Genomic DNA, 26,338 nt, shown 5'->3' on the forward strand with positions numbered 1-26,338 from the left:
CATGAAGAAGAACGCAGCAGCATTCCTCGGCGCGATCGCCGTCTCTGGCCTGCTCCTCACCGGTTGTGCCGGCGGCGCCCAGAGCAAGGAGGATGCGTGCAAGCTCATCCAGTCCGAGGTGACGGAGTCGGCTTCGCAGCTGCAGTCGGGCCTGAGCTCGCTGTCCTCCGACCCCGAGGCGGCCGTCACCCAGCTCGACGACTTCTCCGGAACGTTCAAGGCTGCGGCCGACAAGGTCACGAACGACGAGGTGAAGACCGCGGCGAACGACTCGGTCAAGGCACTCAACGACTTCATCGACGTCGCGAAGACGGCTGTCGACGACCCGCAGAACGTCGACCAGACCGGGCTCACCGATTCACTCACGAAGCTCCAGGACGAATTCACCACGCTCGGCAACACCTGCAGCCTCTAGCTCGACACGACTGACGACGGGCCCCGGATCGGCTGATCCGGGGCCCGTCGCCGTCTCCGGGCCGTCGGCTACTTCACGGATCCCTCGGTGAGCCCGCCACGCCAGAAGCGCTGCAGCACGATCATCGCGATCGCCAAGGGGATGATCGACAACAGTGCGCCGCCGGTCGTCAGCTCGTAGAACTCCGGCAGGCGGTCGACCTGGCTCCGCCAGTTGTTCAGGCCCAGGGTGATCGGGTACAGCGTGCTGTCGGACAGCATGACGAGTGGCAGGAAGTAGTTGTTCCAGATCCCGACGAGCTGGAAGAGGAAGACGGTCACGAGCGCGGGCGTGAGGATCTTCAGCCCCACGGTGTGGAAGATCCGCAGCTCGCTCGCGCCGTCGATCCGTGCGGCCTCGATGAGCGAGTCGTCGATCGTCGCGTCGGCGTAGATCCGGCAGAGGAACAACCCGAACGGCGAGACGAGCGACGGAAGGAGCACCGACCAGTACGTGTTCGCGAGCCCCAGCTGACTGAAGAGCAGGAACAGCGGGAGTGCTGTGGCCGTCCCCGGCACGAGGACCCCGCCGAGGATGGTGCCGAAGACGAGGTTGCGCCCGCGGAACCGGTACTTCGCGAGCGCGTACCCGCCTGCCGCGGCGAGGTACGTCGCGATGAGGGCTCCCACGCCCGCATAAAGCACCGAGTTGCCGAACCAGCGGACGAAGATGCCGCCGTCGTAGGTGAGTACCTCGTGGAGGTTCGACCACAACGAGAACTCCGAGCCGAGGAGGAAGCCGTTGCTGCCGAACAGATCCTCGGTGCTCTTGGTCGCAGCGATCACCACCCAGTACACGGGCACCAGGAAGTAGACCGCGACGACGACGAGGATGCCCGTCACGAGCACCCGCATCCCCCTGGACCCACCGGGGCGCCCCTGCTGGTCGCTCAGCCGCTGGGCTCGCTTCGACGAGGTCGCGGTCGTGATGCTCCGGGTCTCGCTCATGATGCCCTCCTCGACGTCAGCCGCAGGAAGATGAACGACAGCGCGAACGCGACCAGGGCGATGAGCACCGCCTGCGCTGCGGCGACGTTGTAGTCGTTGTAGGCGAACGCGGTCGTGTAGGCGCTGAGGTTCGGCGTGTACTCGTTGTCGATCGCGGGCGACACGGTCTGCAGCACCTGGGGCTCGGCGAAGAGCTGGAGCGTGCCGATGATGGAGAACACGGTCGTGAGGATGAGCGCCGGCCGGATGAGCGGAAGCTGGATGCTCGCCGCGACGCGGAACGGCCCGGCGCCGTCGACCTTCGCGGCTTCGTAGACCTCGCCGGGGATGGCCTTCAATTGGGCGACGACGATCATCATGTTGTACCCGGTGTAGGTCCAGGTCACGATGTTGGCGATGGACCAGAGCACCGTGCCGGCGCCGAGGAAGTCGAGCTCGATCCCCATTGCCCCGGCGATGTCGATGATCGGGCTGAGTCCCGGGACGTAGAGGAACGACCAGAGGATCGTCGCGATCACGCCGGGGATGCCGTAGGGCAGGAAGTACACGGCCCGGAAGAACCCCGGCCACTTCGCGGAGGCGGACTCGAGGAGGAGCGCCAGCAGGGTGCACAGCGCGATCATGACCGTGACCTGCACGACGCCGAAGAGGAGCATCCGGCCGATCGAGGCGATGAAGTTGCCGTTCTCCAGGGCCTGGGCGTAGTTGGAGAACCACGCGAACTCGGTCGTGACGCCCTCCTCCCCGAAGACACCCTTCCGTGAGACACGGACGAAGCTGCTGCCGACCGCGACGATGATCGGCAGGATGAAGGTGAGGACGAAGAGCGCCAGGAATGGTCCGAGGAGCATCCACGGAGCCGCGACCGAGGTCCGGCGTCGGCGCTGCGACCCCGACCGGGACGGGTCGTCCGCCACTCCACGCGCCGGGCGTTCCGTGAGGGCGCTCACGACGCCGCCTCGATCCGGAGGCCCTTGTTGCGGAACGCGGTGATGACGTCGCGCTGCCCCTGGACCACGGCGTCCACGAGGGTGCCGCCCGAGGCCTTGGCCCGGAACCCGTCGGCGAGGATGTTGAAGGTCTGCTGGGTGAGTGGCCACCACTGCCACTCGTTGTTCTGTTCCTTGGCGGCCGGCACGAAGACCTCCTCGTTGTAGTTCTGGCCACCGAAGAACTCGCTCGGCTGTTGTCGGCGCGAGCCGATGTAGGCGTCGTTCGGCGACCACCCGATGCCGGAGTGCTCGATCATGGCGTCGATGCCGGCGTCGCTCGTGGTCATCCACACGGCGAACTCGAGCGCCTCCCTCGGGTGGGCGCTGTTCGCCAGGACGGCAGCCGTGGACCCGCCCTGGAAGGTCGAGCCGTACCCCTCGCTCCCCCACCGGGGCAACGGCGCGACCCGCCACTTGCCCTCGGCCCCCGAGACGCCCTGCAGGAGGGCGTCTCCCCAGCTGGCTCCGGCGAGCGACGCGATCGAGTCCTTCGCCGCAGCGGCGAACCAGGCCGGTGAGAACTGGCTGTAGGAGGTGGTCATGACGCCGTCGTCGATGGCCCGGTCGAAGAACCTGGCCGTCTCCAAGGTCGCGTCGTCCGTCATATCCACGATCCACCGGTCGCCGTCCACACGGAACCAGGACGCGCCGGCCTGGGTCGCCATGGCCGCGAACCATGACGCGTCGTCGAGGGCGAAGCAGTCCAGATACATGTCGGCGTCGCGCACCGCCCCCGCCACCTGGAACCACTCGTCCCAGGTGGCCGGGGCCTTCGCGCCCACCCGGTCGAGCAGGTCCGGGCGGTAGTAGAGCGCCATCGGACCGGAGTCCTGTGGGATCCCGTAGACCCCGTCGACGTAGGAGACCTGGTTCCAGAGGGTCTCGTTGTACCGCGACGCGACCTCGTCCGCGCCGTAGCGCCGGAGGTCGACCAACCCGTTCACGAGCAGGAACTCGGGGAGCGTCCGCATCTCGACCTGCGCGAGGTCCGGACCACCACCCGCGGCGAGCGCCGAGTACAGCTTCTGATACCCGCCGTCGTTGCCTCCGGGGATCCAGACCGCCTCGACCTGCACGTTCGGGTGGTCGGCGTTCCAGACGTCGGCGACCTTCTGAAGGTCCTTCAGCCAGGCCCAGTACGTGAGCGTGATCCGTTCACCGGCGGCGGCCGGGGCGATCGTCGGACCGGTGTTCGGCGACACCGTCCCCGGGGTGGAACAGCCCGCCAGGAGTGCGGTCGCACCACCGGCTGCAGCCCAGGCCAGCAACTGTCTTCTCGTCATCGGTGACATCGATGGTCCTCACGTCGTCGTCGAGGTGGTCCATCGACGCTAACACGACCGTCCGGGCCGGCGTCGTGACCCGAACGACGGACGGGGCCCGGGAGCGTGTGCTCCCGGACCCCGTCCGTGTGGTGCCGGTACCGGTCAGGCCGACGTCATCAGGCCAGGCGCGCCTTGAGGTTCGCCGAGATGGTCTCGAGGAACTCCTCGGTGGTCTGGTAGGCCTGGTCGGAGCCGACGAGGAGCGCGAGGTCCTTCGTCATGGCACCGGACTCGACCGTCTTGATGACGACGTCCTCGAGGGTCGCCGCGAACTCGATGAGCTCCTGGTTGCCGTCGAGCACGCCTCGGTGCTGCAGGCCACGGGTCCACGCGAAGATCGAGGCGATCGGGTTCGTCGACGTGGGCTTGCCCTGCTGGTGCTGGCGGTAGTGGCGCGTGACGGTGCCGTGTGCGGCCTCGGCCTCCACGATCTTGCCGTCGGGCGTGGCCAGCACGCTCGTCATGAGGCCGAGCGAGCCGAAGCCCTGAGCCACGGTGTCGGACTGGACGTCGCCGTCGTAGTTCTTGCAGGCCCAGACGTAACCGCCCTCCCACTTCATGGCCGAGGCGACCATGTCGTCGATGAGTCGGTGCTCGTAGGTGATGCCGGCAGCCTCGAACCGCTCCTTGAACTCCGCGTCGAAGATCTCCTGGAAGATGTCCTTGAACCGGCCGTCGTAGGCCTTGAGGATGGTGTTCTTCGTGGAGAGGTACACCGGGTAGTTGCGGTTCAGGCCGTAGTTGAGGCTGGCACGCGCGAAGTCGCGGATCGAGGCGTCGAGGTTGTACTGCACCTGTGCGATGCCGTCGCCGGGCGACTGGAAGACCTCGAACTTCTGCGGCTCCGAGCCGTCGTCGGGCGTGAACTCGACCGTGAGCTTGCCCTCGCCCTTGAACAGGAAGTCGGTCGCGCGGTACTGGTCGCCGAACGCGTGGCGGCCGATGATGATCGGCTTGTTCCACCCGGGCACGAGACGCGGGATGTTCGAGATGATGATGGGCTCGCGGAAGATGACGCCGCCGAGGATGTTGCGGATGGTGCCGTTCGGGCTCCGCCACATCTTCTTGAGACCGAACTCCTCGACACGTGCCTCGTCGGGGGTGATGGTCGCGCACTTGACGCCGACGCCGTGCTTCTGGATGGCGTGCGCGGCGTCGATCGTGATCTGGTCGTCCGTCTCATCACGCTTCTCGATGCCGAGGTCGTAGTACTCGAGGTTCACATCGAGGTAGGGGTGGATGAGCGAGTCCTTGATGAACTGCCAGATGATGCGAGTCATCTCATCGCCGTCGAGTTCGACGACGGTGCCTTCGACCTTGATCTTCGACACTGGTTGTCCTTTCTGATGCCGCCCTGAGCCGAGCGGCCTACGGAGGTGCGCACGCGGTGGAGTGCTCCGCATGGCATGGAGGAGACCGCATCCGAAAGGTGGACGGCACGGCCACGCCCTAGCTTACAAGACCTGCCAGGTCTCTTGACATCGAGACAGTTGGATCCGACGGCATCCGGACGCCCCGCTCCCCGCCTGTGGGTCGGCCGTGGATGTCGCCGCGAGGAGCGTGTCGGCGGTCCGACGGACTATCCGCGGTCCGCCGGACAGGTTAGCCTGGGCTCATGGCTGAGCTGCGTCTGGAAGAACTGTCCGCATCGACGATCGTGGCGGTCAACGCGCTCACCATGAAACCCGGGCAGGAGCAGTTCATCGCCCCGGTGTCCTACGCGGTCGCGGCCGCGGTCGTGAACCCCGCCACCTCCTGGCAGCGCGTCATCCTCGACGGCGACGAGGTCGTCGGATTCATCTCCGCCAACTTCGACCACGAGTCGGCGCAGGAGGAGTTCCGCTCCGCCCTGTGGCGCATCAACGTCGACGCCGACGACCAGGGCCGCGGCGTCGGCCGGTTCGCGGTGGCCTCGCTCATCGAGGAGGCCAAGCAGCGCGGCTTCGACCACGTCAACGTCATCTACGAGCCCGGCGACCTCGGTCCCGAGGCGTTCTTCCTCCGCGTCGGGTTCTCCCCCGTCGGCGAGACCCAGTACGGCGAGACCATCGGCAGCATCAGCCTCTGAGACGGTGAGCGGGTCGTCACCGACGGACTCGGCTGAGGCGTTCGCCGAGGCCGTGCTGGCCGTCGTCGCCGACATCCCCGAGGGCTGCGCCCTGAGCTACGGCCAGGTCGCGTCCATCATCGGGTCGAAGTCGGCGCGCGGCGTCGGTCGCGTCATGGCGCAGTACGGGCACGCCGTGCCCTGGTGGCGGGTCGTGCGGTCGGGCGGTATCCCTCCGACGGGGCACGAGGATCGCGCCCTCGAACACTACGAGGCCGAGGGCACACCGATCGTCCCGATGAGCGGCGGGCGGTACCGCCTGGGTCGCGAGGCACTGCTGTACTGACCGTCTTCGCGCCCGATCAGCCGGGAAGGTGGATCGAGACGACCGTCCCGGCACCGACCGGGCTCTCGACGCGCATCGTCCCGCCGACGGCGTCGACCCGGTCCGCGAGACCGCGCAACCCACTCCCCCGCGCAGGATCGGCGCCGCCTACACCGTCGTCCGCGACCACGACCCGGAGCCCGCCGTCGGGGTGGTCGGAGACGACCACTTCGCAGCTGGACGCCCCGGAGTACTTCGTGACGTTGGCCAGGCACTCCGAGACGACGTAGTAGACGGTCGCCTCGATGAGCTGTCTGGGCCGCTCGCGCAGCTCGACGGTGACCTTGGTGACGACGGTGCACCGACGCCCGAGTTCGGCGATCGCCGGCACCAGTCCGCCCTCGGCCAGGAGCGCCGGATGCAGTCCTCGGGCGAGTTCGCGGAGCTCCTTGATGGCGCTCGCGAGCTGATCGATGGTGGTCTCGAGGCCGTCGGCCAGGACGAGTTGGCCGTCGGCGCGTGCAGCGTCGCTCGCCATCCGGAGTCGTAGTGCGACGGAGAACAGCTGCTGCTGGGAACCGTCGTGCAGGTCGCGCTCCGCCCGCCGTCGCGCTTCGTCGGCCGCCTGCACGATGCGCAACCGCGATCGGCTCACCTCGCGCAACGAGTGGCGGAGTTCAGCGGTGAGTCGTTCGTTATCGATCATGATGCGCAGCGACGCCGACACCGACCGGAGCAACTGCGGATTGTCGAGCAGAGCCGCGTCGTGCTCGATGTACACGAGCGGCGCGTCCGCGTCGCCGACGCTCGACATCGCCCGACCGCGTGGGTCCCGGTCGGTGGTCCGCTGCGATCCCGGCCAGACGAGCCGGGCGGTGCGGTCCCCGAGGACGGTCTTCACCGCGCCGTCCCAGCGGTCGTGACCGGTCTCGCTCAGCTGTCCGGTCTGCACGAGGTCGACGGCCCTGGCGCGGATCGTCCGCATCCGGATGAGACCCGTCGCGTACGCGGCAGGGACGAGCACCACCGAGAACGCGTTGAGGTCCTCGACGACGAGCCGGAGGTGCTCGGGCCATCCCCCGAGGCGGACGAGGGACCACGCCACCCCGATGACGAGCCACAACACGAACGCGACCGGCATGATGAAGGCGACCTGTCTGGCCGCTCCGCTGCTCCGCGCCCACCGCAGGAGCACGACACCCGCGACCACGACCGCGAAGGCCCCCATGACACCCGCGTGGACCCGGCCGAGCGCGTCGGCCACGTCTCCGGTCGCGATGACGGCGTACCGACTCCGCTCGTGGCTCGCGTCGAGCACGTGGTTCGGCGTCACCAGCAGCGTCACGATCGCATAGGTGACGAGGTAGACCGAGGCGGTGATGACGAGCCGCCGATCGAAGCCGCGCCGCAGCCGGCCGGCCGGGAAGGCCAGGGCCAGCCACACCAGCGCGACCCCCGGGAGTACGGAGATCGACATGAGGAGCGGCCAGAGCCAGCCCGCGTGGACGCCGTACGCCCACATGTAGGCCGTCTCGGCCAGCGCGTACCCGACGATCACCCAGCCCGGAGCGGCCGTCGGAGCCAGCCACCAGATCAGCCCTGCCGCCACCAGCGCCGCGAGGTGGCCCACCAACCAGGGCAGACCGTTGCCGTCGGCGATGCCCGGCTGGACGACGCCGAACACGACCGACAGGACGCACACGAGTGCGGCGGCGAGCAGGATGCCGAGTCGCAGCGGCCACGGCAGGCGCCCGCGGCCGGCCGGTGCCGGGATGGGCAGCGAGGTCGCCCGTCCGTGTGGGCGACCGTCAGCCATCCGTGTGTTCCAGCCATCGCACGACCGCGAGGACGCGGCGGTGGTCCGCCGGGGAGTCCTCGAGTCCGAGCTTGGCCAGGATGCGGCTGATGTGTGCTTCGACGGTCTTCAGACTGACGACCAGCGCCTTCGCGATGCCGGAGTTCGATCGCCCCTCGGCCATGAGGGTGAGGACTTCGCGTTCCCGCTCCGTGAGGTGGTCCAGGCCGTCGGAACGGGTCCGCTCCGCGACGAGGAGGGAGACGACCTCGGGATCCACGACGGACTCACCCGCCGCCACGCGCTCCACGGCGTCGACGAGTGTCCCGGAGTCGGCGACGCGGTCCTTCAGCAGGTAGCCGGTGCCACCTCCGGAGCCGAGCGCGCGGACCGCGTAGGAGGGTACGGCGTACGTGCTCAGCAGGAGCACCCCGGCCGCGAAGCCCGACGCCCGCAACTGCTCGAGGGCGACGATGCCCTCGTCGGTGTGGGTGGGCGGCATCCGGATGTCGAGCACCACGGCGTCGAGCTGCAGCCCCGCGTCGATGCGGTCGACCAGGTCGACCGCCGACCCGAACGATCCGACCACGGCGTGACCACCCGCCTTGAGGATCTGCGCGACACCCTCACGGAGGAGCACCGCGTCGTCCGCGACGGCGACACGCAGCGAACGCGGTTCCTGACTGGTCATCCGCTCATTGTGGCAGGTCGACGAGACGAGGTGTAGTGCCCACGGGGTCACTCCGTCACCGGAAGACCCCGTGGACACGCCTGCGCGGCCCGGGTCAGCCGACCGAGGACCGCCAGGCGGCGTGCATCGCGGCGAACCGACCCGTGCCGCCGATGAGCTCCGCTGGCGCGCCGTCCTCGATCACCCGGCCGTGCTCCATCACGAGCACCCGGTCGGCGATCGCGACGGTCGACAACCGGTGCGCGATGATGATCGCGGTGCGGTCCGCGAGCAGGGTCTGCAACGCCTCCTGGACGAGTCGCTCGCTCGGGATGTCGAGCGAGGCGGTCGCCTCGTCGAGGATCAGCACGGCCGGATCCGCGAGGAACGCCCGCGCGAACGACAGGAGTTGCCGCTGGCCGGCCGAGATTCGACCACCGCGCTTGTTCACGTCTGTGTCGTAGCCGTTCGGCAACGCCTCGATGAAGGTGTGCGCGCCGACGGCCTTCGCGGCGGCGGTGATCTCCTCGATCGTCGCGTCGGGCTTACCCAACGCGATGTTGTCGGCGACCGAGCCGGAGAACAGGTAGGCCTCCTGCGTCACCATGACGATCGCCCGACGGAGGTCCTTCGGGTGGAGGTCGCGCAGGTCGATGCCGTCGAGGCGCACCGCACCGTCGGTCGGGTCGTAGAACCGACTGACGAGCTTCGCGAGCGTCGACTTGCCCGCACCGGTCGTGCCGACGAGTGCGATGGTCTGCCCTGCCGGGATCTCGAGGTCGAATTCCGGGAGCACCACCCGGTCGGCGGCGTACGCGAACGTCACGTCGTCGAAGGTGATGCGTCCCTGCGACGTCCACAGGTCGACCGGCGCGACCGGGTCGGGCACCCCGGGACGCTCCTCGAGCACGCCGGAGATCTTCTCGAGCGCCGCAGCGGCCGACTGGTAGGAGTTGTAGAACATCGCCATCTCCTCCATCGGGTCGAAGAACCGTCGCGTGTAGAGGAGCGCCGCGAGCAGCGCTCCGATCGCGAGCTGTCCGTCCGCGACCCGGAACCCGCCGACGAGGAGCACCACGGCGACGGAGACGTTGCCGATGAACACCAGTCCGGGATCGAACACCCCGAACAGCTGGATGACCCGGGCGTTGGTGTCGCGGTACTGCTCCACGAGCTCGCCGAACGCGCGCTCGTTCCGCCGCTCCTTCCGGAACGCCTTCACGGCACGGATACCGGTCATCGCCTCCACGAAGAACACGATGAGCTTCGCCGACCGGACGCGCGACTCGCGGAACATCCGCTGCGAGCGGAGCTGGAACCAGCGGGTGAGCACGAACAGCGGGATGAGCGACCCGAGCAGCACCAGACCGCTGACCCAGTCCACGAGGACGAGGGCCGCCGCCGTGAACCCCATGTACAGCACGCCGGACACGAGCTGATTGATCCCGGAGTCGAGCAGCTCGCGGATGGAGTCGAGGTCGCTCGTCTGCCGGGAGATGATGCGACCCGAGGTGTAGCTCTCATGGAAGTCGAGGCTGAGCCGCTGCGTCTGCAGGAACACGCGCTTCCGCAGGTCGATCAGGATCGCCTGGCTGATCCGAGCGGCGAGCACGGTGTACCAGGAGATCAGCGTCGCACCGGCGGCGCCGGTCAGCAGGTACGCGCCGACCACGAGGAAGGCCGGCATCCAGTCGGCGCGTTCCAGGACGGCCGGGAGGGCGCGGTCGATGCCGAGGGCGATCAACGCGGGCCCGGCGACCTGGGCGGCGGTCGACACCACGACGATGGTCATGGCGGCGATCACGCGCAGGCGCAGGGGCGCGAGCAGCGATCCGAGCAGGCGCAGCGAACGGCGCCGGATGTGCGCGGACTCCTCACGGGTGAGGTCGTCGCGCTCCTCACCCTCCACTCCGTGGACGGTCGTCGGCGGGGTCACAGGTTCACCTCCTGGCGGTTGGACTCTCGTTCGTCGTCTTCCAGACTCGAGATCACGTAGCGGTAATGGGCGTTGTGCTGCAACAACTCACTGTGGCGACCCACGGCGGTGATGCGACCGTCCTCCAGGAGGGCGACGCGGTCCGCCAGGGTGACGGTGCTCGGCCGGTGGGCGACGATCAGGGCCGTGGTGGAGGCGAGCACTCGGCGGAGTGCCGCTTCGACGAGCGCCTCGGTGTCGACGTCGAGCGCCGACAACGGATCGTCCAGCACGAGCACCTCCGGCCGCGCGGCCACCGCACGCGCGAGTGCGAGCCGCTGACGCTGCCCACCGGACAGGCTGAGCCCCTCTTCACCGACCAGCGTCTCGACGCCGTTCGGCAATTCGTCGACGAACCCGGCCTGGGCGATGTCGAGCGCCTCGCGCAGGATCCGATCGGCCTCCGCGGAGTCGAGGTCGATGTCGTCCCGCCCGAGGAGGACGTTCTCCTTGACGCTCGCCGAGAAGAGGGTCGCATCCTCGAACGCCATCGCGATGTGCCGGCGCAGGTCTTCTCGGGTGAGCGCCCGGATGTCGACCCCGTCGAGCAGGATCCGCCCACCCGTGACGTCGTACAGGCGGGTGGTCAGTGCCGTGATGGTCGACTTCCCGGAACCCGTCAGACCGACGAGTGCCATGGTCTCCCCCGGCTCGAGCCGGAGGTCGACGCCGTCCACCACGTCCGCGTAGCGGTCGGGTGCGTCCTGGTAGCGGAAGTGCACGTCCTCGAACACGAGCTCGCCGCGCGGTTCACGGATGCGTTCGGGGTGCTCGGGGTCGGTGATCGTGTTGACCGAGTCGATGACCTCGAAGTACCGGTCGGTCGCCGTCCGGGTGTCGAAGGTCATCGCGAGCAGGAAGCCGATCGACTCGATCGGGAACCGCAGGATCGTGGCCGTCGCGAAGAAGGCGAACAGCTGACCGACGGTGAGTTCTCCGATCGACGCGAGCCAGACCCCCGCCAACAGGCAGAGCGCGAAGGCGACGTCCGGCAACAGGACGAGCCAGAACCAGATCCCCGCGATGGCCTTGGCCTTCTCGACCTCGGTCCCCCGCAGGTCCTCGGCGCGCGACGCGAAGCTCCGCAGGGCGTGCTTGCCGCGACCGAAAGCCTTGAGCACCCGGATGCCGTGGACGGACTCCTCGACGGCGGTCGCCAGGTCACCCGCCTGGTCCTGGCTGCGCCGGGCGATCACCGAGTACCGCCCCTCGAAGGTGAACCCGAACACCCACACGGGGATGGCGAGCGCGATGAAGATGAGTCCGAGCAGCCAGTTCCAGGTGAACAGGATGACGGCACCGATGACGATCGTGACGCCGTTGACGATCAGGAGCACGAAGCCGAACGAGATCCACCGGCGGATGAGTCCGAGGTCGCTGACGGCGCGGGAGAGCAGCTGTCCGCTCTGCCAGCGGTCGTGGAAGGTCACGGGGAGGTCCTGCAACTTGGCGAACAGCGCATTGCGCATCCGCGCCTCGACGTGGGTCCCGGGCGTCAGGACGAACCAGCGGCGCAGCGCGATCATGACCGCCTCGAGCACTCCGAGGGCGAGGACCACGAGCACAGCCGGCCAGATCTGCGCGGAGTCGCCGGTCGAGAGCGGACCGTCGACGAGCGCCTGCAGCACGAGCGGGATCGCGAGGGCCACCAGGCCGGCGACGAGCGCGGCGACCATGCCGAGCACGATCCGCGGCATGGCGGTCTTCGCGAAGGGGTAGATCCGCATCAGGGCACGGAACGTACTCTGGCGCGGTTGGACAGGACGGCGTTCATCGCCGAGCGGAGTCATGACGGGGATTCCTTGCGAGAGCGTCGGTGACGTCGATCACCGACGGGAGGATGGTCGTGGAACGGCCGGACGGCGGGGTCGCTGTGCGAGGTCGCAGCATCCGGTGACGGGCCCGGACGAGGCCGGGCGGATGGTGAGGTGGACTGCCTGGCGCTCGTGCTAAGCGTCGGCGTCCGCTGCGGCCGCGCGTCCGGCTGGCGCCGGGACGGCCACGGGGCGGCGGCTCGAGGCGGAGCGGGCACGATCGACCGTCGGCGCGAGCGCGGTGTGGTTCGAGAGCGTCATGGCATCCTCCTCATCCTGTTTGGCGAGAGCCGCGGGCCGGGTGTACAGGTCGCACTCGAACGCGGGCGGCGACCGATCACGGTGAACGAGGTTCGGCGCAGCAGACCAGACTATGGGAATCGGCCATCAGCCTGCAAGGGATCCATGCGGTTGCACGCACCGGCCCGGGTGGTCTCGTCGTCAGGAGATCGGTTCGTCGACGATGCCGACGAAGGCTCCGATGCCGTCGACCTCACGCCGACGGGCACCCTCAGGCACCGGAGGCAGCTCGTCGGCGCCGTGCCACGAGCAGCTCACCATCGAGAACTCCGGCCACCATTTCTTCGGGCGGAGCGTCTCACTGGTGCCGCAGATCGAGCACCGCAACTCCACCCAGACCGGCCGTTTCCCGGTCCGGTTCGCGCGGGACTGCACGTACCACGCCGGCGGGTCGGCCTGGAACGCCGCCAACTGGTCCGCCGACCAGAACGGCGGGATCCCGTGGTGTCTGGCCATCTCGAGCGGGATGTCCAATCGCTGCGCGACGGTCCTCCTGCTCAGATCCCGACCGCCGCGCGCTCCAGCCTGCTGCTCCACGATCGGCTCAGCTGACCCGCACGGACAGGCAGGTCACGCAGCCCTCGAGCTTCTCGAACTCGCTGATGTCCACCTGGACCACGGTGTAGCCGCGGTCCTCGAGCAGCGCAGCCGTCTTGGGAGCGGCTGCGGAGATGAGCACGGTGTCCTCCGCGAGTTCGACGACAGCGACGCCCTCGCGCTCGGGCACGACGAGGTGGCGACCGAAGAAGGACGGGTCCTCGACGAGGTCGGGGTGGACGAGCACGGTCCCGTCGGGAAGCGCGGTGACCGTCGACTTCAGGTGGAGGGCGGTCGTGACGGGGACCGCCACGACATCGAACCCGAGCGGCGCGAGGATGGCTCGGAGCTGCCGGACGCCTTCGGCGTTGGTGCGGCCGCTGCGACCGACGTAGACGGTCGTGCCGACCCGGAGGACGTCGCCGCCCTCCAGGGTGCCTTCGCCCTCGATCCGGTACACCCGGAGGCCGAGCTCACGGGCGGTGGTCTCGGCTGCGACGACCTCGGGGCGACGGCTCTCGGCGCCCGGTCGGGTCACGACGGCGACGTCGCCGATCACGATGACGGCGTCCTCGATGAAGACGGAGTCCGCGAGCTGCTCGGCCCAGGAGACCTCGGTGGTGTCCCAGCCGGCGGCGTCGAACGCGGCGACGTAGGCGTCCCACTGCTTGTCGGCGAGCTCGGCATCGATCGGCGTGCGCTCCAGGTGCGTCACGAGGCCTTCGGCGAGGTTGGAGGCGGGCATGCGCACGAGCGCGATCCGGCGTCCGTCGTCGAGCACGGCGTCCTGCGTGCGGACGACCATCCAGTACACGGGGTATCCGATGAATGCCGCGGAGAGCGCGACGACGACCACGAAGACGAGGTTGAGGCTGACGAGCGTCGCGACGATGCTGCCGAGCACGGCGCTGTCGATGGGCTGCCCCGTCGTCGCCACCTGGACGATGAGGCCGAGGAGCGCTCCGATGACGGCGAGGGCGGCGCCGCCCAGCAGGGCGAGGAGTCGGTACCGGTAGAGGCCGACGACGCCCACGATCAGCAGCAGCACGAAGGTGATGATCGTGCTCTCGAAGAAGTACGGGCTCGCCTGGGCGAAGATCGTCCCGGCGAACTGGTAGCCGACGAACGTGACGAACATGACCCCCAGGAAGCCCACGACGATGGTCGCGACGGCGGCGGCGGCGGATGCGATGAGCTTGCGGCTCCAGGTGGCAGTCATCCGACAACCGTAGCCCAACGACACAGCGGCGTCGGGCCACGTGGGCCCGACGCCGCTGGGAGATCACCAAGAGCCGGCCCAGAACCCCCACAGGGGCGGGCGGCACGGCCTAGTGGAAGAAGTGACGCTCCCCCGTGAAGTACATGGTCACGCCGGCGACTTCGGCCGCAGCGATGACCTCTTCGTCGCGGACGGAACCACCGGGCTGCACGACCGCGCGCACGCCGGCGTCGAGCAGGACCTGCAGGCCGTCCGCGAACGGGAAGAAGGCGTCCGAGGCCGCGACGGAGCCCGCCGCGCGGTCACCGGCTCGGCTCACGGCGAGGTGGCAGGAGTCGACGCGGTTGACCTGGCCCATCCCGACGCCCACGCTCGCGCTGCCCTTGGCGAGCAGGATGCCGTTGGACTTGACCGAGCGGCACGCCTTCCACGCGAAGATGAGGTCGAGCAGGGTGTCGTCGTCGGCCGGTTCGCCAGTGACGAGTGTCCAGCCCTTGGCGGTGTCCTGCGGGTCGTCGGCGAAGCGATCCGCGTCCTGGTAGAGCAGGCCACCGGAGATCTGCCGGACCTCGCGGTCCTCACGCACGAAGTCCTCCGGCAGCTGCAGGAGACGCAGGTTCTTCTTCGTCTTGAGCACCTCGAGCGCGGCGTCCTCGAAGCCCGGGGCGACGAGCACCTCGGTGAAGATCTCCTTGACCGTCTCGGCCATGCCGAGGGTCACGACGCGGTTGGCTGCGATGACGCCACCGAAGGCGGAGACCGGGTCGCACTCGTGCGCCCGACGGTGGGCCGAGGCGATCGGGTCGGGTGCCTTCGGGTTCGCGAAGGCGATACCGCACGGATTCGCGTGCTTGATGATCGCGACGGCGGGGTTGGCGAAGTCGTAGGCCGCGCGGACTGCAGCGTCGGCGTCGACGTAGTTGTTGTACGACATCTCCTTGCCGTGCAACTGCGTCGCCTGGGCGATCCCGGCACCACCCGGACGGACGTACAGCGCCGCGGCCTGGTGCGAGTTCTCGCCGTAGCGCAGCACCGCCTCGCGACGACCGGTGACGGTCAGCGTGCTGGGGAAGGCGTCCACCTCGGTCGTCTCCGTGCTCGCGAACCACGCGGACACCGCCGCGTCGTACGAGGCGGTGTGGTCGAAGGCCTGCGCGGCGAGCGAGCGACGCTGAGCGAGCGTGGTGCCGCCGGCCGCGACGGCCTCGGTGATCAGCCCGTAGCGTTCGGGAGAGACGACGATCGCGACGTTGGCGTGGTTCTTCGCCGAGGCGCGCACCATCGCCGGCCCACCGATGTCGATCTGTTCGACGACGTCGTCACCGGCGGCGCCGCTCGCGACCGTCTCGACGAAGGGGTACAGGTTCACGACGACGAGCTGGAACGGCTCGATACCGAGCTCGGCGAGCTGGGCCTCGTGGGATTCGAGGCGCAGATCGGCGAGGAGTCCGGCGTGCACCGAGGGGTGCAGGGTCTTGACGCGACCGTCGAGCGACTCGGGGAACCCGGTGACCTCGGACACGTCGGTCACCGTGTGGCCCGCACCGCGGATGGTCGCCGCAGTGGAGCCGGTGGAGACGATCTCGACGCCCGCTGCGGCGAGTGCGCCGGCGAGCTCGAGCAGCCCGGTCTTGTCGCTGACCGAGATCAGCGCCCGGCGGACGGGGACGAGGTCGCGTTCGCGGTAGAGGCTGTGGTCGTGGCTGGGACCGCTCATGACTGGGGTGCTCCTTCTGCTGGCGGGCGGGACGCCGTGGAGAGCGCCTCGAGGTCGATGGTTCCGGTGGCGAGGTCGCGGACGGCCTGGACGAGCAGTCGACGCTCCACCGGCTTGATCCGCTCGTGGAGGCTGTGCTCCGTGTCGTCGGGCAGGACCGGGACACGCTCCTGCGAGATGATCGGACCCGCGTCGACACCGTTGTCGACGACGATGATCGATGCCCCGGTCTGCGAGGCGCCTGCCGCCAGTGCGTCCCGGACGCCGTGCGCTCCCGGGAACTCGGGGAGGTACGCGGGGTGCGTGTTGATGATGCGCGGCGAAAGGGCGTCGACGACCACGGGTGGCAGGAGGCGCATGAGGCCGCTGAGGACGAGGACGTCCGGGTTCCAGACCCGGATCTGCTCGAGGAGGGCTGCGCCCCACTCCGCCCGCGAGTCGAAGGACGAGTACGGGACGGTGAACGACGGGATGCCGAACTCCTCGGCGTGAGCAAGGCCGTCAGCCTCCCGATCGGCACCGACGGCGATGACGCGAGCGGGGAAATCCGCGTCGCGTGAGGCTTCGAGGAGGGCGCGGAGATTGGATCCGCCACCGGAGATCAGCACGACGAGTGACAGCACCAGAGCATCCTATCGGTCGCGGGCACCCCGGCCGCTCGGCTGGGCGTACAGCTCCGGGAGGCGGTCCTCATCGGCCAGATGCGTCGGACCGGCCGCCATGCCGACCACGGCCGCGATCCCGACCGTCAGCGTGGTCCACAGGCCCGTCGCCCAACCGTTCGGGCCGACCTCGATGAGTCGACCTGGGCCTGCCGCGCCCGCCGAGAGGGCGGCGAGGACACCGACGATGATGCCCGCGGTGACCCCGACGCCGAGACCGACGACCGCCAGTCGTGCGAGCCCGCCGCGCCCGTCGAGGTCGACGAGCAGACGACGGCGCAGCAACACGGCGGCGGCGAATCCGATGACGACCGGGACCACGAGGACCACGAAACCGAGTGGGCTCTCCCCCGTCGGGATGGCGCCGAGGACCGGCACGGCCGGCATGGGCCCGACGAGCGTGCCGATCGGTGAGATCGCCGTGCCGCTCCCGATGGCGAAGCCCGCGCCGGTGATCCAGCTCATCGCCCAGATCACGAGGTTCGGGAGGTACAGGAGTTCGGCGCCGGTGACGATCGCACCACCCAGGACGCCGAACTGCGCGCTCTCATGCAGGGAGATGATGGCACCGTAGCCGACGGCGATGAGGATGGCCGCCAGGACCGCGGAGACCGCCACCAGTCCCGTGGCTGCGAGCGCTCCACCACGCAGCGCCGCGACGATCATCGACCAGGTCCCGTCCGGCATCCGGTCCCGCATCGCGCGGAGTCCGTCGAGGATCGGATCGGCCGCGTCCTGCTCACGGAATCGGACCCACAGTGCGGCGACCACGACCCCGCCTGCGAAGCGCACGGTCGGCGCGAGGGTCCCCTGGACGATCGAGGGACGCACCGCCGGGTGGAGGGCGGTGAGGGCCACGAGGAACGAGAGCAGGGCGAACACGAACACCGACAGCACGACGGCACCCTGCCACCAGGTGCTGCGCGCCGCGCGGGCCCCGGTGCGCAGACCGAACAGGACCGTGCCGATCGTGAAGGCGAGGGGCGCCAGGGAGACGAGGAACGGCTCCATCCCGGCGGGCAGTCCGAGTTGGGTGATGAGGGCCGTGTCGAGGGTGATGCGCATGCTCGAACCGTTGCCGAGCGCCCAGATGTCGACGGCCCCCCGCCAGAGCGCGGCCGGGTCGACGTCCAACTGGAAGTGCAGGGCCCACAGGGCGAGGAGTGGGACGAGTGCGACACCGATGCCGATGGCCACGGCGAGGGTGGCATCGAGGGCGGCGAGGAGGGCGACGGTCAGACGGTTCATGCGCCTTCGACCCTACCTGGAGCCGCGCGTGCGGACGGTCAGGCACACGGCGTGCGTGGGCCGAAACGCCACGACGCGACGCCCGAACCGGGCGCCGCGTCGTGGTCGCAGTCGAGCTGCGGGTGTTACAGCGAGGCGATGATCTCACGCATGAGGTCGGCGGTCTCGCTCGGCGTCTTGCCGACCTTGACGCCGGCGGCCTCGAGGGCCTCCTTCTTCGCCTGCGCGGTGCCTGCGGAGCCCGAGACGATCGCGCCGGCGTGGCCCATCGTCTTGCCCTCGGGCGCGGTGAAGCCCGCGACGTAGCCGACGACCGGCTTCGTGACGTTCGCCTTGATGAAATCGGCCGCGCGCTCCTCGGCGTCGCCACCGATCTCACCGATCATGACGATGGCCTTGGTCTCGGGGTCGGCCTCGAACGCGGCGAGCGCGTCGATGTGCGTCGTGCCGATGATCGGGTCGCCGCCGATGCCGATCGCCGTCGAGAAACCGATCTCGCGCAGCTCGTACATCATCTGGTACGTGAGGGTGCCCGACTTCGACACGAGGCCGATCGGTCCCTTGCCGGCGATGTTCGCGGGCGTGATGCCGACGAGGGACTCACCAGGCGTGATGATGCCGGGGCAGTTGGGGCCGATGATGCGGGTCTTGGAGCCCTTCGACTGGGCGTAGGCCCAGAACTCGGCGGAGTCGCCGACCGGCACACCCTCGGTGATGATGACGAGCAGCGGGATCTCGGCGTCGATGGCCTCGATGACCGCGTCCTTGGTGAAGGCCGGGGGCACGAAGGCGATCGACACGTCTGCGCCGGTCTCCTTGATGGCCTCGGCGACCGTGCCGAACACGGGCAGCTCGACGCCACCGTCGTGGGTGACGGTCGTGCCGGCCTTGCGGGCGTTGACGCCGCCGACGACCTGGGTGCCGGCCTTCAGCATGAGCGCCGTGTGCTTGGTGCCCTCGCCTCCGGTGATGCCCTGGACGATGACCTTGGAGTCCTTGTTGAGGAAGATTGACATGCTTGTGCGATCCCTTACTTCGAAGCCAGCTCGGCGGCCTTGTCGGCGCCTTCGTCCATGGTTGCGGCGAGCGTGATGAGCGGGTGCGCGGCGGCGGCGAGGATCTCGCGGCCTTCCGCGACCTTGTTGCCGTCGAGACGGACCACGAGCGGCTTGGTCGCTGCGTCACCGAGGATCTCGAGCGCCTTCACGATGCCGTTCGCGACCGCGTCGCAGGCGGTGATGCCACCGAAGACGTTGACGAACACGCTCTTCACCTGGGCGTCGCCGAGGATGACGTCGAGGCCGGCTGCCATGACCTCGGCCGAGGCGCCGCCGCCGATGTCGAGGAAGTTGGCCGGCTTCACGCCGCCGTGCTGCTCGCCCGCGTAGGCGACGACGTCGAGCGTGGACATGACGAGCCCAGCGCCGTTGCCGATGATGCCGACCTCGCCGTCGAGCTTGACGTAGTTGAGGTCGTTCTCCTTGGCCTTGAGCTCCAGGGGGTCCTCGGCTGCGGTGTCTTCGAGTTCGGCGTGGTTCGGGTGACGGAAGGCGGCGTTCTCGTCGAGCGAGACCTTGCCGTCGAGGGCGACGATGCGCCCCTCCTCCGTGAGGACGAGCGGGTTGACCTCGACGAGCGTCGCGTCCTCACCCTTGTAGACGTCGTAGAGCTTCACGAAGACGTCGGAGACCTGGTCGACGAGCTCCTCGGGGAAGTTCGCAGCCTTCGCGATCTCGACCGCGGCCGCCTTGTCGACACCGGTGAGCGGGTTCACCTCGATGCGCGCGAGCGCCTCGGGCTTCTCGACCGCGAGCTGCTCGATCTCCATGCCGCCCTCGACGCTCGTGAGCGACAGGTAGGACCGGTTGGCGCGGTCGAGCAGCACCGAGAAGTAGAACTCCTGGGCGATGCGTGCGCCGGCCGCGACCATCACGCGCTTGACGACGTGACCCTTGATGTCGAGTCCGAGGATGGACTTCGCCGCCTCGTAGGCCTCGTCGGGGGTCTTGGCGACCTTGACGCCGCCGGCCTTGCCGCGGCCTCCGACCTTCACCTGGGCCTTGACGACGACCACGCCGCCGAGACGCTCGGCCGCGGCCCGCACCTCGTCCGGGGTGTCGGCGATGATGCCGGCGAGGACCGGCACCTCGTACTGCTCGAACAGGTCTCGTGCCTGATACTCGTAAAGATCCACGTGTCATTCCCATCCGCGCTGCGCGCGTTCTGCTGTGATTGTCGTGGCGATTTTCGGCCGCGCGTTATCTCGGCGGCGAGAGAAAAAGGGCCAGTGACGACTCTACCCCCAGCGCTGCGCCGCAACCGGACGTTCGCAGTGAACGACTAAGGTCGGGTCCATGACCGGCATGGCGGACCTCGCTCGCGAGGGCATCCTCGTCGCCGGCGCCGGACGGGCCATCCTGCTCCAGATCGCAGACCCCTCGGTCGCAGCCGGGGTGGCGCGGCACAGCGACTTCGGCTCCCGTCCGCTCGACCGGCTGCACGCCACCCTCACCTTCGTCTACGCGCTCGCCCTCGGTACGCCGGACGAGCAGCGGAGCGCGGCCCGGCGGGTGAACCACGCCCACGCGCCCGTCCGCGCTCAGCCGGGCGAGGCCGCCCCGGGGTACTCGGCCTTCGACCACGACGCGCAACTCTGGGTCGCGGCCACGCTGTACGACACCGCCGTCCAGGTCTACGAGCTCGTGTTCGGCCCGCTCGACGAGGAGTCGCGGGAGCGCCTGCACCGTGAGTACGCGATCGTGGGGACGAGCCTGCAGCTCCCGCCCGACCGCTGGCCTCCGACCCGGGCCGAGTTCGACGAGTACTTCGCAGCCCGGGTCGCGGGACTCCACGTCACCGCGGAGGCACGCCGCGTCTCGGTCGAGCTCATGACCGCGCGTGCGGCGCCCCTCCCCGTCCGGTGTCTGCTCCCCCTTGTCAGACTCGTGACGGCGGGACTGCTGCCCGACGGATTGCGGAGCGCCTACGGTTTCCGTTTCACACCCCGGCAGCAGCGTCGCTTCGCGCGGCGGGTCGCCGCAGCACGAGCCGTCTGGCCGCGTCTTCCGCACCGATTGCGCGCGGCACCCACCGCCTGGTACCTCCGGGCGATGCGAGAGCGGAATCGCACGGACGCGGCCCGCCGCCTCGGCTGACGAGGTTCCAGGACCGCCCTCCACAGCACACTGGTGGAGCAGTCCCGTCCACATTCGGGTCCTCGCCCGGCTGACCGAGGTACCGCGGTTCGCACGATGGGGGCATGACAACACACCACCTCCCCCAGACCGGCCGCCTGCTCGGCGGCAGACCGCGGATCCTCCGGCTCCTGGCGGCCGTCCCGATCCTGCTGACGCTCGTCCTCGGCATCGTCCTCGGCGGCGCCACCGCGTCCTCCGCCCTGACCGCGACCGGCGCCGCCTACGGCCACCGCGACGCCTCGAACGGCCGCTGGCTCGGCTCGTGGGCCTTCGACGACGGCACGGTCGGGTTCTGCATCAACCTCGACCTCCCGATCCCGCCGGGTCACGCCTACGAGCACGTCGACGGATCATCGCTCGGCTGGTTCTCCCCTGAGGACGCCGCCCGTTTGGCCTACCTCTCGCGACACTGGGGTGCCAGCCAGGACGCCGACGAGGCGGCTGCTGGACAGCTCGCCACCTGGATCATCACCGGCCTGAACGGGTGGACACCGGCGCAGATCGCCGCTCGGGCGGGAGCGAGCGCCGACCGCGTGCTCTCACTGGCCCATCAGATGCTCGCCGAGGCCGACGGACCCGGCGGCGCGAGTCGGGGAGCGAGCGCCACCATGTCCATCGAACGCGGCGAGGACGGATTCGACCTCGTCCGAACGGAACTCGCCGTCGACTTCGTCTCCTCCGGCGTCACCACCCTGCCACCGGGTACCCACACCGGGACGGTCACCCTCGACGGTGCGACCTTCGAGGACGGCACGTCCGAGCGGATCGTCGGGAACGGTGAGAGCCTGCGGATCCTGCCGAGCACCGATGCCGCCGTCGTGGCGTTCTCAGCGAACGCCACCTTCGGTGAGCTGCCGTACGGGGCGGGCCTCACGATCGCTCGAAGCGCTGCCAACGTGCAGAGCGTCCTCATCGCCCGCCCGATCACGGTCGCCGCCGGGGCGAGCGCAGACCGCGAGCGCCCCACACCACTCCCCTTCCAGCCGGTCGTCGTCACCACCACCTCGCACGCGACGGCGACACCGGGAACCGAGATCGCCGACCGGCTGTCGGTCGGCATCGCGACCGACTCGGGCCTCGCCGCGGAGTGGGGCCTCATCGGACCGGAGGGTGGACCGTACACACCGATCCCGGTGACCGTCCGCAGCCAGCTGCTCGGTCCGTTCGCGGAGCGCCCGGTCGAGGCACCGGAGGTCCCGCTCGGAGCACCGGTGGTCTGCGAGGTCGAGACGCTCGTGGATGCAGGCCCCGGCGAGTACACGACACCGTCCTGCGTCCTTCCCGAGGACGGCTACTACGTCTGGGTCGAACGCATCGAGCCGAGCGACACCCTGCCGGAGAACGGCGGCGCGATGATCCGCCCCTGGCGATCCGCCTTCGGGGTCGCGTCGGAGATCACACTCGCCTCGACCCCGACCGTGCCCGAAGCGCGCCTCGCCGAGACCGGCGCCGACGACCACTCCCTGCTCACGGCCGGCTCTGCGGCGATCGGGGCGCTCGCGCTCGGCGGCATCCTGCTCGCTCTCCGTCGACGGATCACTCCGAGTGGAGCGGGTGCGACGCTCAGCGCACGTCGAGGAGGGGTGCGAGCTGGGCGCGGTCGACGTCCAGCCACGGCGCCGCAGGGTTCACGATGATCCCGGTGATGCCCTCGTCGCTCCGGAGCGCAGCCGCCAGTTCCGCGGCGGTCACGGGATACGCGTCGTCGCCGCGGCCGAGCGCCGCGATCTCGATGGGCGAGGTGAAGACCTCGAGCAGGCGGCGGTCCCCGAGCCGGGTCTCCGCGATGCCGACGGTCTTGCGGTTACCGTCCTCGTCCATCTCTGCTCGTCCCGCCACGAATCCGCCGTGTGCGGCGAGTGCCGCCACCAGCTGCTGGAGGGCATCGGCGTCGCGAGGCTGGGCGAGCGCCTGCTTGGCGAGGTCGTTGTTCCGGCCGTCACCGAAGAGGCGGACGATGAGTGTCTTCGGGACGACGGCACTCGCCTTTCCGTCGGCGGGGTTCAGCACGATGCCGGCGTAGCCTTCGCCGGCCGCCTGACGCAGCGCCCACACCGCGTCCACCGCGACCCCGGAGACGGGGCCCTCGGCCGTCCGCGTCTTCTCGAGCTCGCGAGGCGAGGTGAAGGCGAGGAGGTAGACGGCCCCCTCCGGGTCGCGGTGGACGCCGAGCGGGACGCGTCCCGCGGCCTTGTCCTCCTCCGAGACACCGTCGAGGCTCGTGGACAGCAGGAGCTTGCCCTGGATGCTCTGGCGCAGGACATGCATCATCGCACGCTCGTCACCGCCTTCGGCCAGGGCCGTGAGCGCCTGGGCGAGGTCGACGTTCGTGTCGGGCTCCGCGGCCGCGGGCGCCGGAGCGGCCGCCGGGGCAGCCGGCACCGATACGGGGGCCTCAGGTGTCCGTGCGGCGGAACTGACCGTCGTGACCGAGATGGGAACGTGCGGAACCGGTTCGGCGACCGCGGGGGTCGTGTCCTCCTCGGTTTCCCGGGCGGAGGTCGCTGCCTCCGCCGCTGCGGATCGGGCATCGGACGCGTTGCGCTTGGAGAACAGAGCCATGATGCCTCAGCCTAGAGGCTTCGCCAGGACTGGGGAACCTGATGCCGCCGGGGACGGCCGACGGGACAGGGGGTCACTCCACCTTCTCGATCGGGGCGATCTTGATCAGCAGCTTCTTGGCTCCCGCCGACTCGAACTGCACGTGGGCGATGCGTTTCGCGCCCTCGCCGGTGACGGCGTTCACCCGCCCCACACCGAAGTCCGCGTGGGAGATGCGGTCGCCGGGGACGAGCTCGAGATCACCGTTGTCGCGGACCTTCGCCGTGATGCGGTTGGCCCAGGCCGTCTCCGGCTTGCTCGAACCGCCGGAGAACCGGGTGTCGCCCGCGGAGGCTCCTTCTGGGAGCGAGCGGACCGACCAGCGGTCGCTCGAAGGGGCGCGGCGGGCGTTCAGGGCGCGAGACTGGGTTCCACCACGACCGTTGACGTTGCCGGGCGACTGACGCCACTCGATCAGTTCGGCCGGGATCTCCTGCAGATAGCGGCTGGGCATGGCGACGGCCGTCTCGCCGTACTGGGCACGAGTCATCGCCAGCGAGAGGTACAGGCGCTTACGGGCGCGGGTGATGCCGACGTAGAACAGGCGCCGCTCCTCCGCCGGGCCGCCAGGCTCGTTCGCCGACATCCGGTGCGGGAGGAGGTCCTCCTCGATGCCCGTCAGGAAGACCGCATCGTACTCGAGGCCCTTCGCCGTGTGCAGGGTCATGAGCGACACGCTGCCCGTGGCGTCGTCGAGGTCGTCGGCCGCGGCGACGAGCGAGACCTCCGTCAGGAAGTCGACGATGCCGCCGTCGGGGTTGTTCTTGGCGAACTCCTTGGTGACGGCGATGAGCTCGTCGACGTTCTCGGCGCGTGCCTCATCCTGCGGGTCGCGACTGTTGCGCAGCGAGTCGAGGTAGCCGCTCTTCGTCATGAGGAGCGACAGGACGTCGCCGACCGCGGTCGCGGACGCCGTCGGGCGGTCGGCCGCAGCGGCGTCGTCGAGCGCGGCCTGCGCTTCGTCGAGGAGCGCCGACAGCTGCAGGATCGCGCTCGTGACCTTCGGCCCGAGCCCGAGGGCGTCGGCACGCCGCATGGCCTCGCGGAAGGTGACGCCGTTGTTCTCGGCGAAGCTCGCGAGTGCCGTCTCCGTCGCCGGTCCGATGCCACGCTTGGGCGTGTTCAGGATGCGCCGCAGCGCCATGATGTCGGCCGGGTTCGCGACCGACACGAGGTAGGCGAGGGCGTCCTTGATCTCGGCGCGTTCGTAGAACTTGGTGCCGCCCATGATCCGGTACGGCAGGGCCGCGCGGATGAAGATCTCCTCGAGCGCACGGGTCTGGGCGTTCGTGCGGTAGAACACCGCGATGTCGCTGTAGGCCGTGCCGGCGTTCCGGAGCTTCTCGATCTCGTCGGCGATGAACTGCGCCTCGTCGTGGCCGGAGTACCCCGTGAAGCCGACGATCTTCTCTCCGTCGCCGACGGCCGTCCAGAGCTTCTTGTCCTTGCGGTCGAAGTTGTTGGAGATGACCGCGTTCGCGGCCGAGAGGATGTTCTGCGTGGAGCGGTAGTTCTGCTCGAGCAGCACCACCTTGGCACCCGGGAAGTCGCGCTCGAACTCGGTGATGTTCCGGATGTCGGCCCCGCGGAACGCGTAGATCGACTGGTCCGAGTCGCCGACGACGGTGAGCGAGGCACCCTCGGTGCGGGTGATGGCGAGCTGATCCGTGCCGGCCTCGGGCGCACGCGTGAGCTCCCGGATGAGCGAGTACTGGGCGTGGTTGGTGTCCTGGTACTCGTCGACGAGGATGTGGCGGAACCGCTGCTGGTACTGCGCGGCGACGTGCGGGAACGCCCGGAAGAGGAACACCGTCTGGCTGATGAGGTCGTCGAAGTCGAAGGCGTTCGCGTCGGCCAGCGCGCGCGTGTACTTCCGGAAGACCTGCAGGAAGACGAGTTCCTGCGGGTCGTTCGTGTTGATCGTGCGGGAGTACGACTCGACGTCCGACAGCTCGTTCTTGAGCTTCGAGATCTTCGCGGAGGTGTTGGACGGCGTGAAGCCGTACGCATCGGCCTCGAGCTCCTTGATGATCCGCTTCAACAGGGCGCGTTGGTCGCCGCTGTCGTAGATCGTGAAGTTCTTGGTGAAGCCGAAGTGCTCGGCCTCGCGCCGGAGGATGCGGACGCAGGCGGAGTGGAAGGTGGAGATCCACATGCCCTGCGCGGCCTGGCCGACGAGCGCCTGCACCCGCTCACGCATCTCGGCGGCGGCCTTGTTGGTGAACGTGATCGCCAGGATCTGGCTCGGCCAGGCCTCCCGCTGCTCGAGCAGCAGCGCCACGCGGCGGGTGAGCACACTCGTCTTGCCCGATCCGGCACCGGCGACGATGAGCAGGGCCTGGCCCCGGTACTCCACCGCGATCCGTTGCTGGGGGTTGAGCCCCTCCAGCAGCCGACTCCCGCCGGCACGCTCGTCGGAAGACGACTCGGGGACGGTTGCCGTGGGCCAGCCGACGATCACCGGTTGCACGGCGTCGGCGTTCGAAGAAGGAGAGCTCGCCATATCGCCTGCA

The 26,338-nt window shown here is 69.3% G+C and carries 23 protein-coding genes; 5 read left to right on the plus strand and 18 right to left on the minus strand.

Annotated features, from left to right (window positions below; all coding sequences use genetic code 11):
* The first annotated feature begins 1 nt into the window (after window position 1).
* Window positions 2–415 (plus strand): hypothetical protein, encoded by a 414-nt coding sequence (locus QRN44_RS02735; protein ID WP_064296639.1) that lies wholly within the window; start codon window positions 2–4, stop codon window positions 413–415.
* Between the two features lie 68 nt (window positions 416–483).
* Here QRN44_RS02735 and QRN44_RS02740 read toward each other — a convergent pair whose 3' ends face one another.
* From QRN44_RS02740 to QRN44_RS02755, 4 genes are all read right to left on the minus strand, one after another.
* Complete coding sequence (locus tag QRN44_RS02740) at window positions 484–1,401, minus strand: carbohydrate ABC transporter permease (RefSeq protein WP_082916227.1); 918 nt, start codon at window positions 1,399–1,401, stop codon at window positions 484–486.
* On the minus strand, window positions 1,398–2,252 hold the full coding sequence (locus QRN44_RS02745) for a carbohydrate ABC transporter permease (protein WP_121290331.1): 855 nt from the start codon (window positions 2,250–2,252) through the stop codon (window positions 1,398–1,400). Before QRN44_RS02745 ends, QRN44_RS02740 begins: the two co-directional genes overlap by 4 nt.
* Window positions 2,253–2,347: 95 nt before the next feature.
* Window positions 2,348–3,685, minus strand: a complete 1,338-nt coding sequence (locus QRN44_RS02750; protein WP_121289698.1) for an ABC transporter substrate-binding protein — start codon at window positions 3,683–3,685, stop codon at window positions 2,348–2,350.
* 149 nt (window positions 3,686–3,834) lie between these two features.
* On the minus strand, window positions 3,835–5,049 hold the full coding sequence (locus QRN44_RS02755) for an NADP-dependent isocitrate dehydrogenase (RefSeq protein WP_121289696.1): 1,215 nt from the start codon (window positions 5,047–5,049) through the stop codon (window positions 3,835–3,837).
* A gap of 284 nt (window positions 5,050–5,333) precedes the next feature.
* On the opposite strand from QRN44_RS02755, the gene QRN44_RS02760 reads away from it, so the two are divergent.
* Window positions 5,334–5,786, plus strand: coding sequence for a GNAT family N-acetyltransferase (locus QRN44_RS02760; RefSeq protein ID WP_079001745.1), 453 nt, complete (start codon window positions 5,334–5,336; stop codon window positions 5,784–5,786).
* Window positions 5,787–5,790: 4 nt separating this feature from the next.
* Window positions 5,791–6,111 (plus strand): MGMT family protein, encoded by a 321-nt coding sequence (locus QRN44_RS02765; RefSeq protein ID WP_285038216.1) that lies wholly within the window; start codon window positions 5,791–5,793, stop codon window positions 6,109–6,111.
* 16 nt (window positions 6,112–6,127) lie between these two features.
* On the opposite strand, the gene QRN44_RS02770 is transcribed toward QRN44_RS02765, so the two are convergent.
* The 12 genes from QRN44_RS02770 to sucC all read right to left on the minus strand — a co-directional run bounded on the left by QRN44_RS02770 (window position 6,128) and on the right by sucC (window position 20,221).
* Window positions 6,128–7,906: a sensor histidine kinase gene (locus QRN44_RS02770; RefSeq protein ID WP_121289692.1), complete on the minus strand. Its 1,779-nt coding sequence runs from the start codon at window positions 7,904–7,906 to the stop codon at window positions 6,128–6,130.
* Window positions 7,899–8,576: a LuxR C-terminal-related transcriptional regulator gene (locus tag QRN44_RS02775; RefSeq protein WP_121289691.1), complete on the minus strand. Its 678-nt coding sequence runs from the start codon at window positions 8,574–8,576 to the stop codon at window positions 7,899–7,901. Before QRN44_RS02775 ends, QRN44_RS02770 begins: the two co-directional genes overlap by 8 nt.
* A 94-nt stretch (window positions 8,577–8,670) precedes the next feature.
* Window positions 8,671–10,491 carry an ABC transporter ATP-binding protein gene (locus tag QRN44_RS02780; protein WP_285038217.1) on the minus strand — a complete coding sequence of 607 codons (1,821 nt, stop codon included), beginning with the start codon at window positions 10,489–10,491 and terminating at the stop codon, window positions 8,671–8,673.
* Window positions 10,488–12,257, minus strand: coding sequence for an ABC transporter ATP-binding protein (locus QRN44_RS02785; RefSeq protein ID WP_285038218.1), 1,770 nt, complete (start codon window positions 12,255–12,257; stop codon window positions 10,488–10,490). The genes QRN44_RS02780 and QRN44_RS02785 overlap by 4 nt, the downstream gene beginning before the upstream one ends.
* 222 nt (window positions 12,258–12,479) lie before the next feature.
* Window positions 12,480–12,605: a hypothetical protein gene (locus QRN44_RS02790; protein WP_255376697.1), complete on the minus strand. Its 126-nt coding sequence runs from the start codon at window positions 12,603–12,605 to the stop codon at window positions 12,480–12,482.
* 180 nt (window positions 12,606–12,785) lie between these two features.
* Window positions 12,786–13,100: a hypothetical protein gene (locus QRN44_RS02795; protein ID WP_285038219.1), complete on the minus strand. Its 315-nt coding sequence runs from the start codon at window positions 13,098–13,100 to the stop codon at window positions 12,786–12,788.
* Between the two features lie 88 nt (window positions 13,101–13,188).
* Complete coding sequence (ddaH, locus tag QRN44_RS02800; protein WP_285038220.1) at window positions 13,189–14,400, minus strand: dimethylargininase; 1,212 nt, start codon at window positions 14,398–14,400, stop codon at window positions 13,189–13,191.
* A gap of 109 nt (window positions 14,401–14,509) precedes the next feature.
* Window positions 14,510–16,117, minus strand: coding sequence for a bifunctional phosphoribosylaminoimidazolecarboxamide formyltransferase/IMP cyclohydrolase (gene purH, locus QRN44_RS02805; RefSeq protein WP_285038221.1), 1,608 nt, complete (start codon window positions 16,115–16,117; stop codon window positions 14,510–14,512).
* Window positions 16,114–16,740, minus strand: coding sequence for a phosphoribosylglycinamide formyltransferase (gene purN / locus QRN44_RS02810; protein WP_064296651.1), 627 nt, complete (start codon window positions 16,738–16,740; stop codon window positions 16,114–16,116). The genes purH and purN overlap by 4 nt, the downstream gene beginning before the upstream one ends.
* Window positions 16,741–16,749: 9 nt before the next feature.
* On the minus strand, window positions 16,750–18,027 hold the full coding sequence (locus QRN44_RS02815) for a cell division protein PerM (protein ID WP_285038222.1): 1,278 nt from the start codon (window positions 18,025–18,027) through the stop codon (window positions 16,750–16,752).
* A gap of 125 nt (window positions 18,028–18,152) precedes the next feature.
* Window positions 18,153–19,043, minus strand: coding sequence for a succinate--CoA ligase subunit alpha (gene sucD, locus QRN44_RS02820; protein WP_064296653.1), 891 nt, complete (start codon window positions 19,041–19,043; stop codon window positions 18,153–18,155).
* 14 nt (window positions 19,044–19,057) lie between these two features.
* Complete coding sequence (gene sucC / locus QRN44_RS02825; protein WP_064296654.1) at window positions 19,058–20,221, minus strand: ADP-forming succinate--CoA ligase subunit beta; 1,164 nt, start codon at window positions 20,219–20,221, stop codon at window positions 19,058–19,060.
* Window positions 20,222–20,381: 160 nt separating this feature from the next.
* Here sucC and QRN44_RS02830 point away from each other — a divergent pair, with 160 nt between their 5' ends.
* Together QRN44_RS02830 and QRN44_RS02835 are read left to right on the plus strand one after the other, a co-directional pair.
* Window positions 20,382–21,182 (plus strand): oxygenase MpaB family protein, encoded by an 801-nt coding sequence (locus QRN44_RS02830; RefSeq protein WP_285038223.1) that lies wholly within the window; start codon window positions 20,382–20,384, stop codon window positions 21,180–21,182.
* Between the two features lie 104 nt (window positions 21,183–21,286).
* Window positions 21,287–22,861, plus strand: coding sequence for a hypothetical protein (locus QRN44_RS02835; protein WP_285038224.1), 1,575 nt, complete (start codon window positions 21,287–21,289; stop codon window positions 22,859–22,861).
* Here QRN44_RS02835 and QRN44_RS02840 read toward each other — a convergent pair.
* Both QRN44_RS02840 and QRN44_RS02845 read right to left on the minus strand, forming a co-directional pair.
* The gene (locus QRN44_RS02840; protein WP_285038225.1) at window positions 22,788–23,786 is read right to left on the minus strand and encodes an SseB family protein; all 999 of its coding nucleotides are present in this window, start codon (window positions 23,784–23,786) and stop codon (window positions 22,788–22,790) included. The two genes, QRN44_RS02835 and QRN44_RS02840, sit on opposite strands and share 74 nt — an antisense overlap.
* Before the next feature lie 73 nt (window positions 23,787–23,859).
* Complete coding sequence (locus QRN44_RS02845) at window positions 23,860–26,328, minus strand: ATP-dependent helicase (RefSeq protein WP_071259468.1); 2,469 nt, start codon at window positions 26,326–26,328, stop codon at window positions 23,860–23,862.
* Window positions 26,329–26,338: the final 10 nt, after the last annotated feature.

It is taken from the genome of Plantibacter sp. lyk4-40-MEA-4, from assembly GCF_030209415.1.
GTDB lineage: Bacteria > Actinomycetota > Actinomycetes > Actinomycetales > Microbacteriaceae > Plantibacter > Plantibacter flavus_A.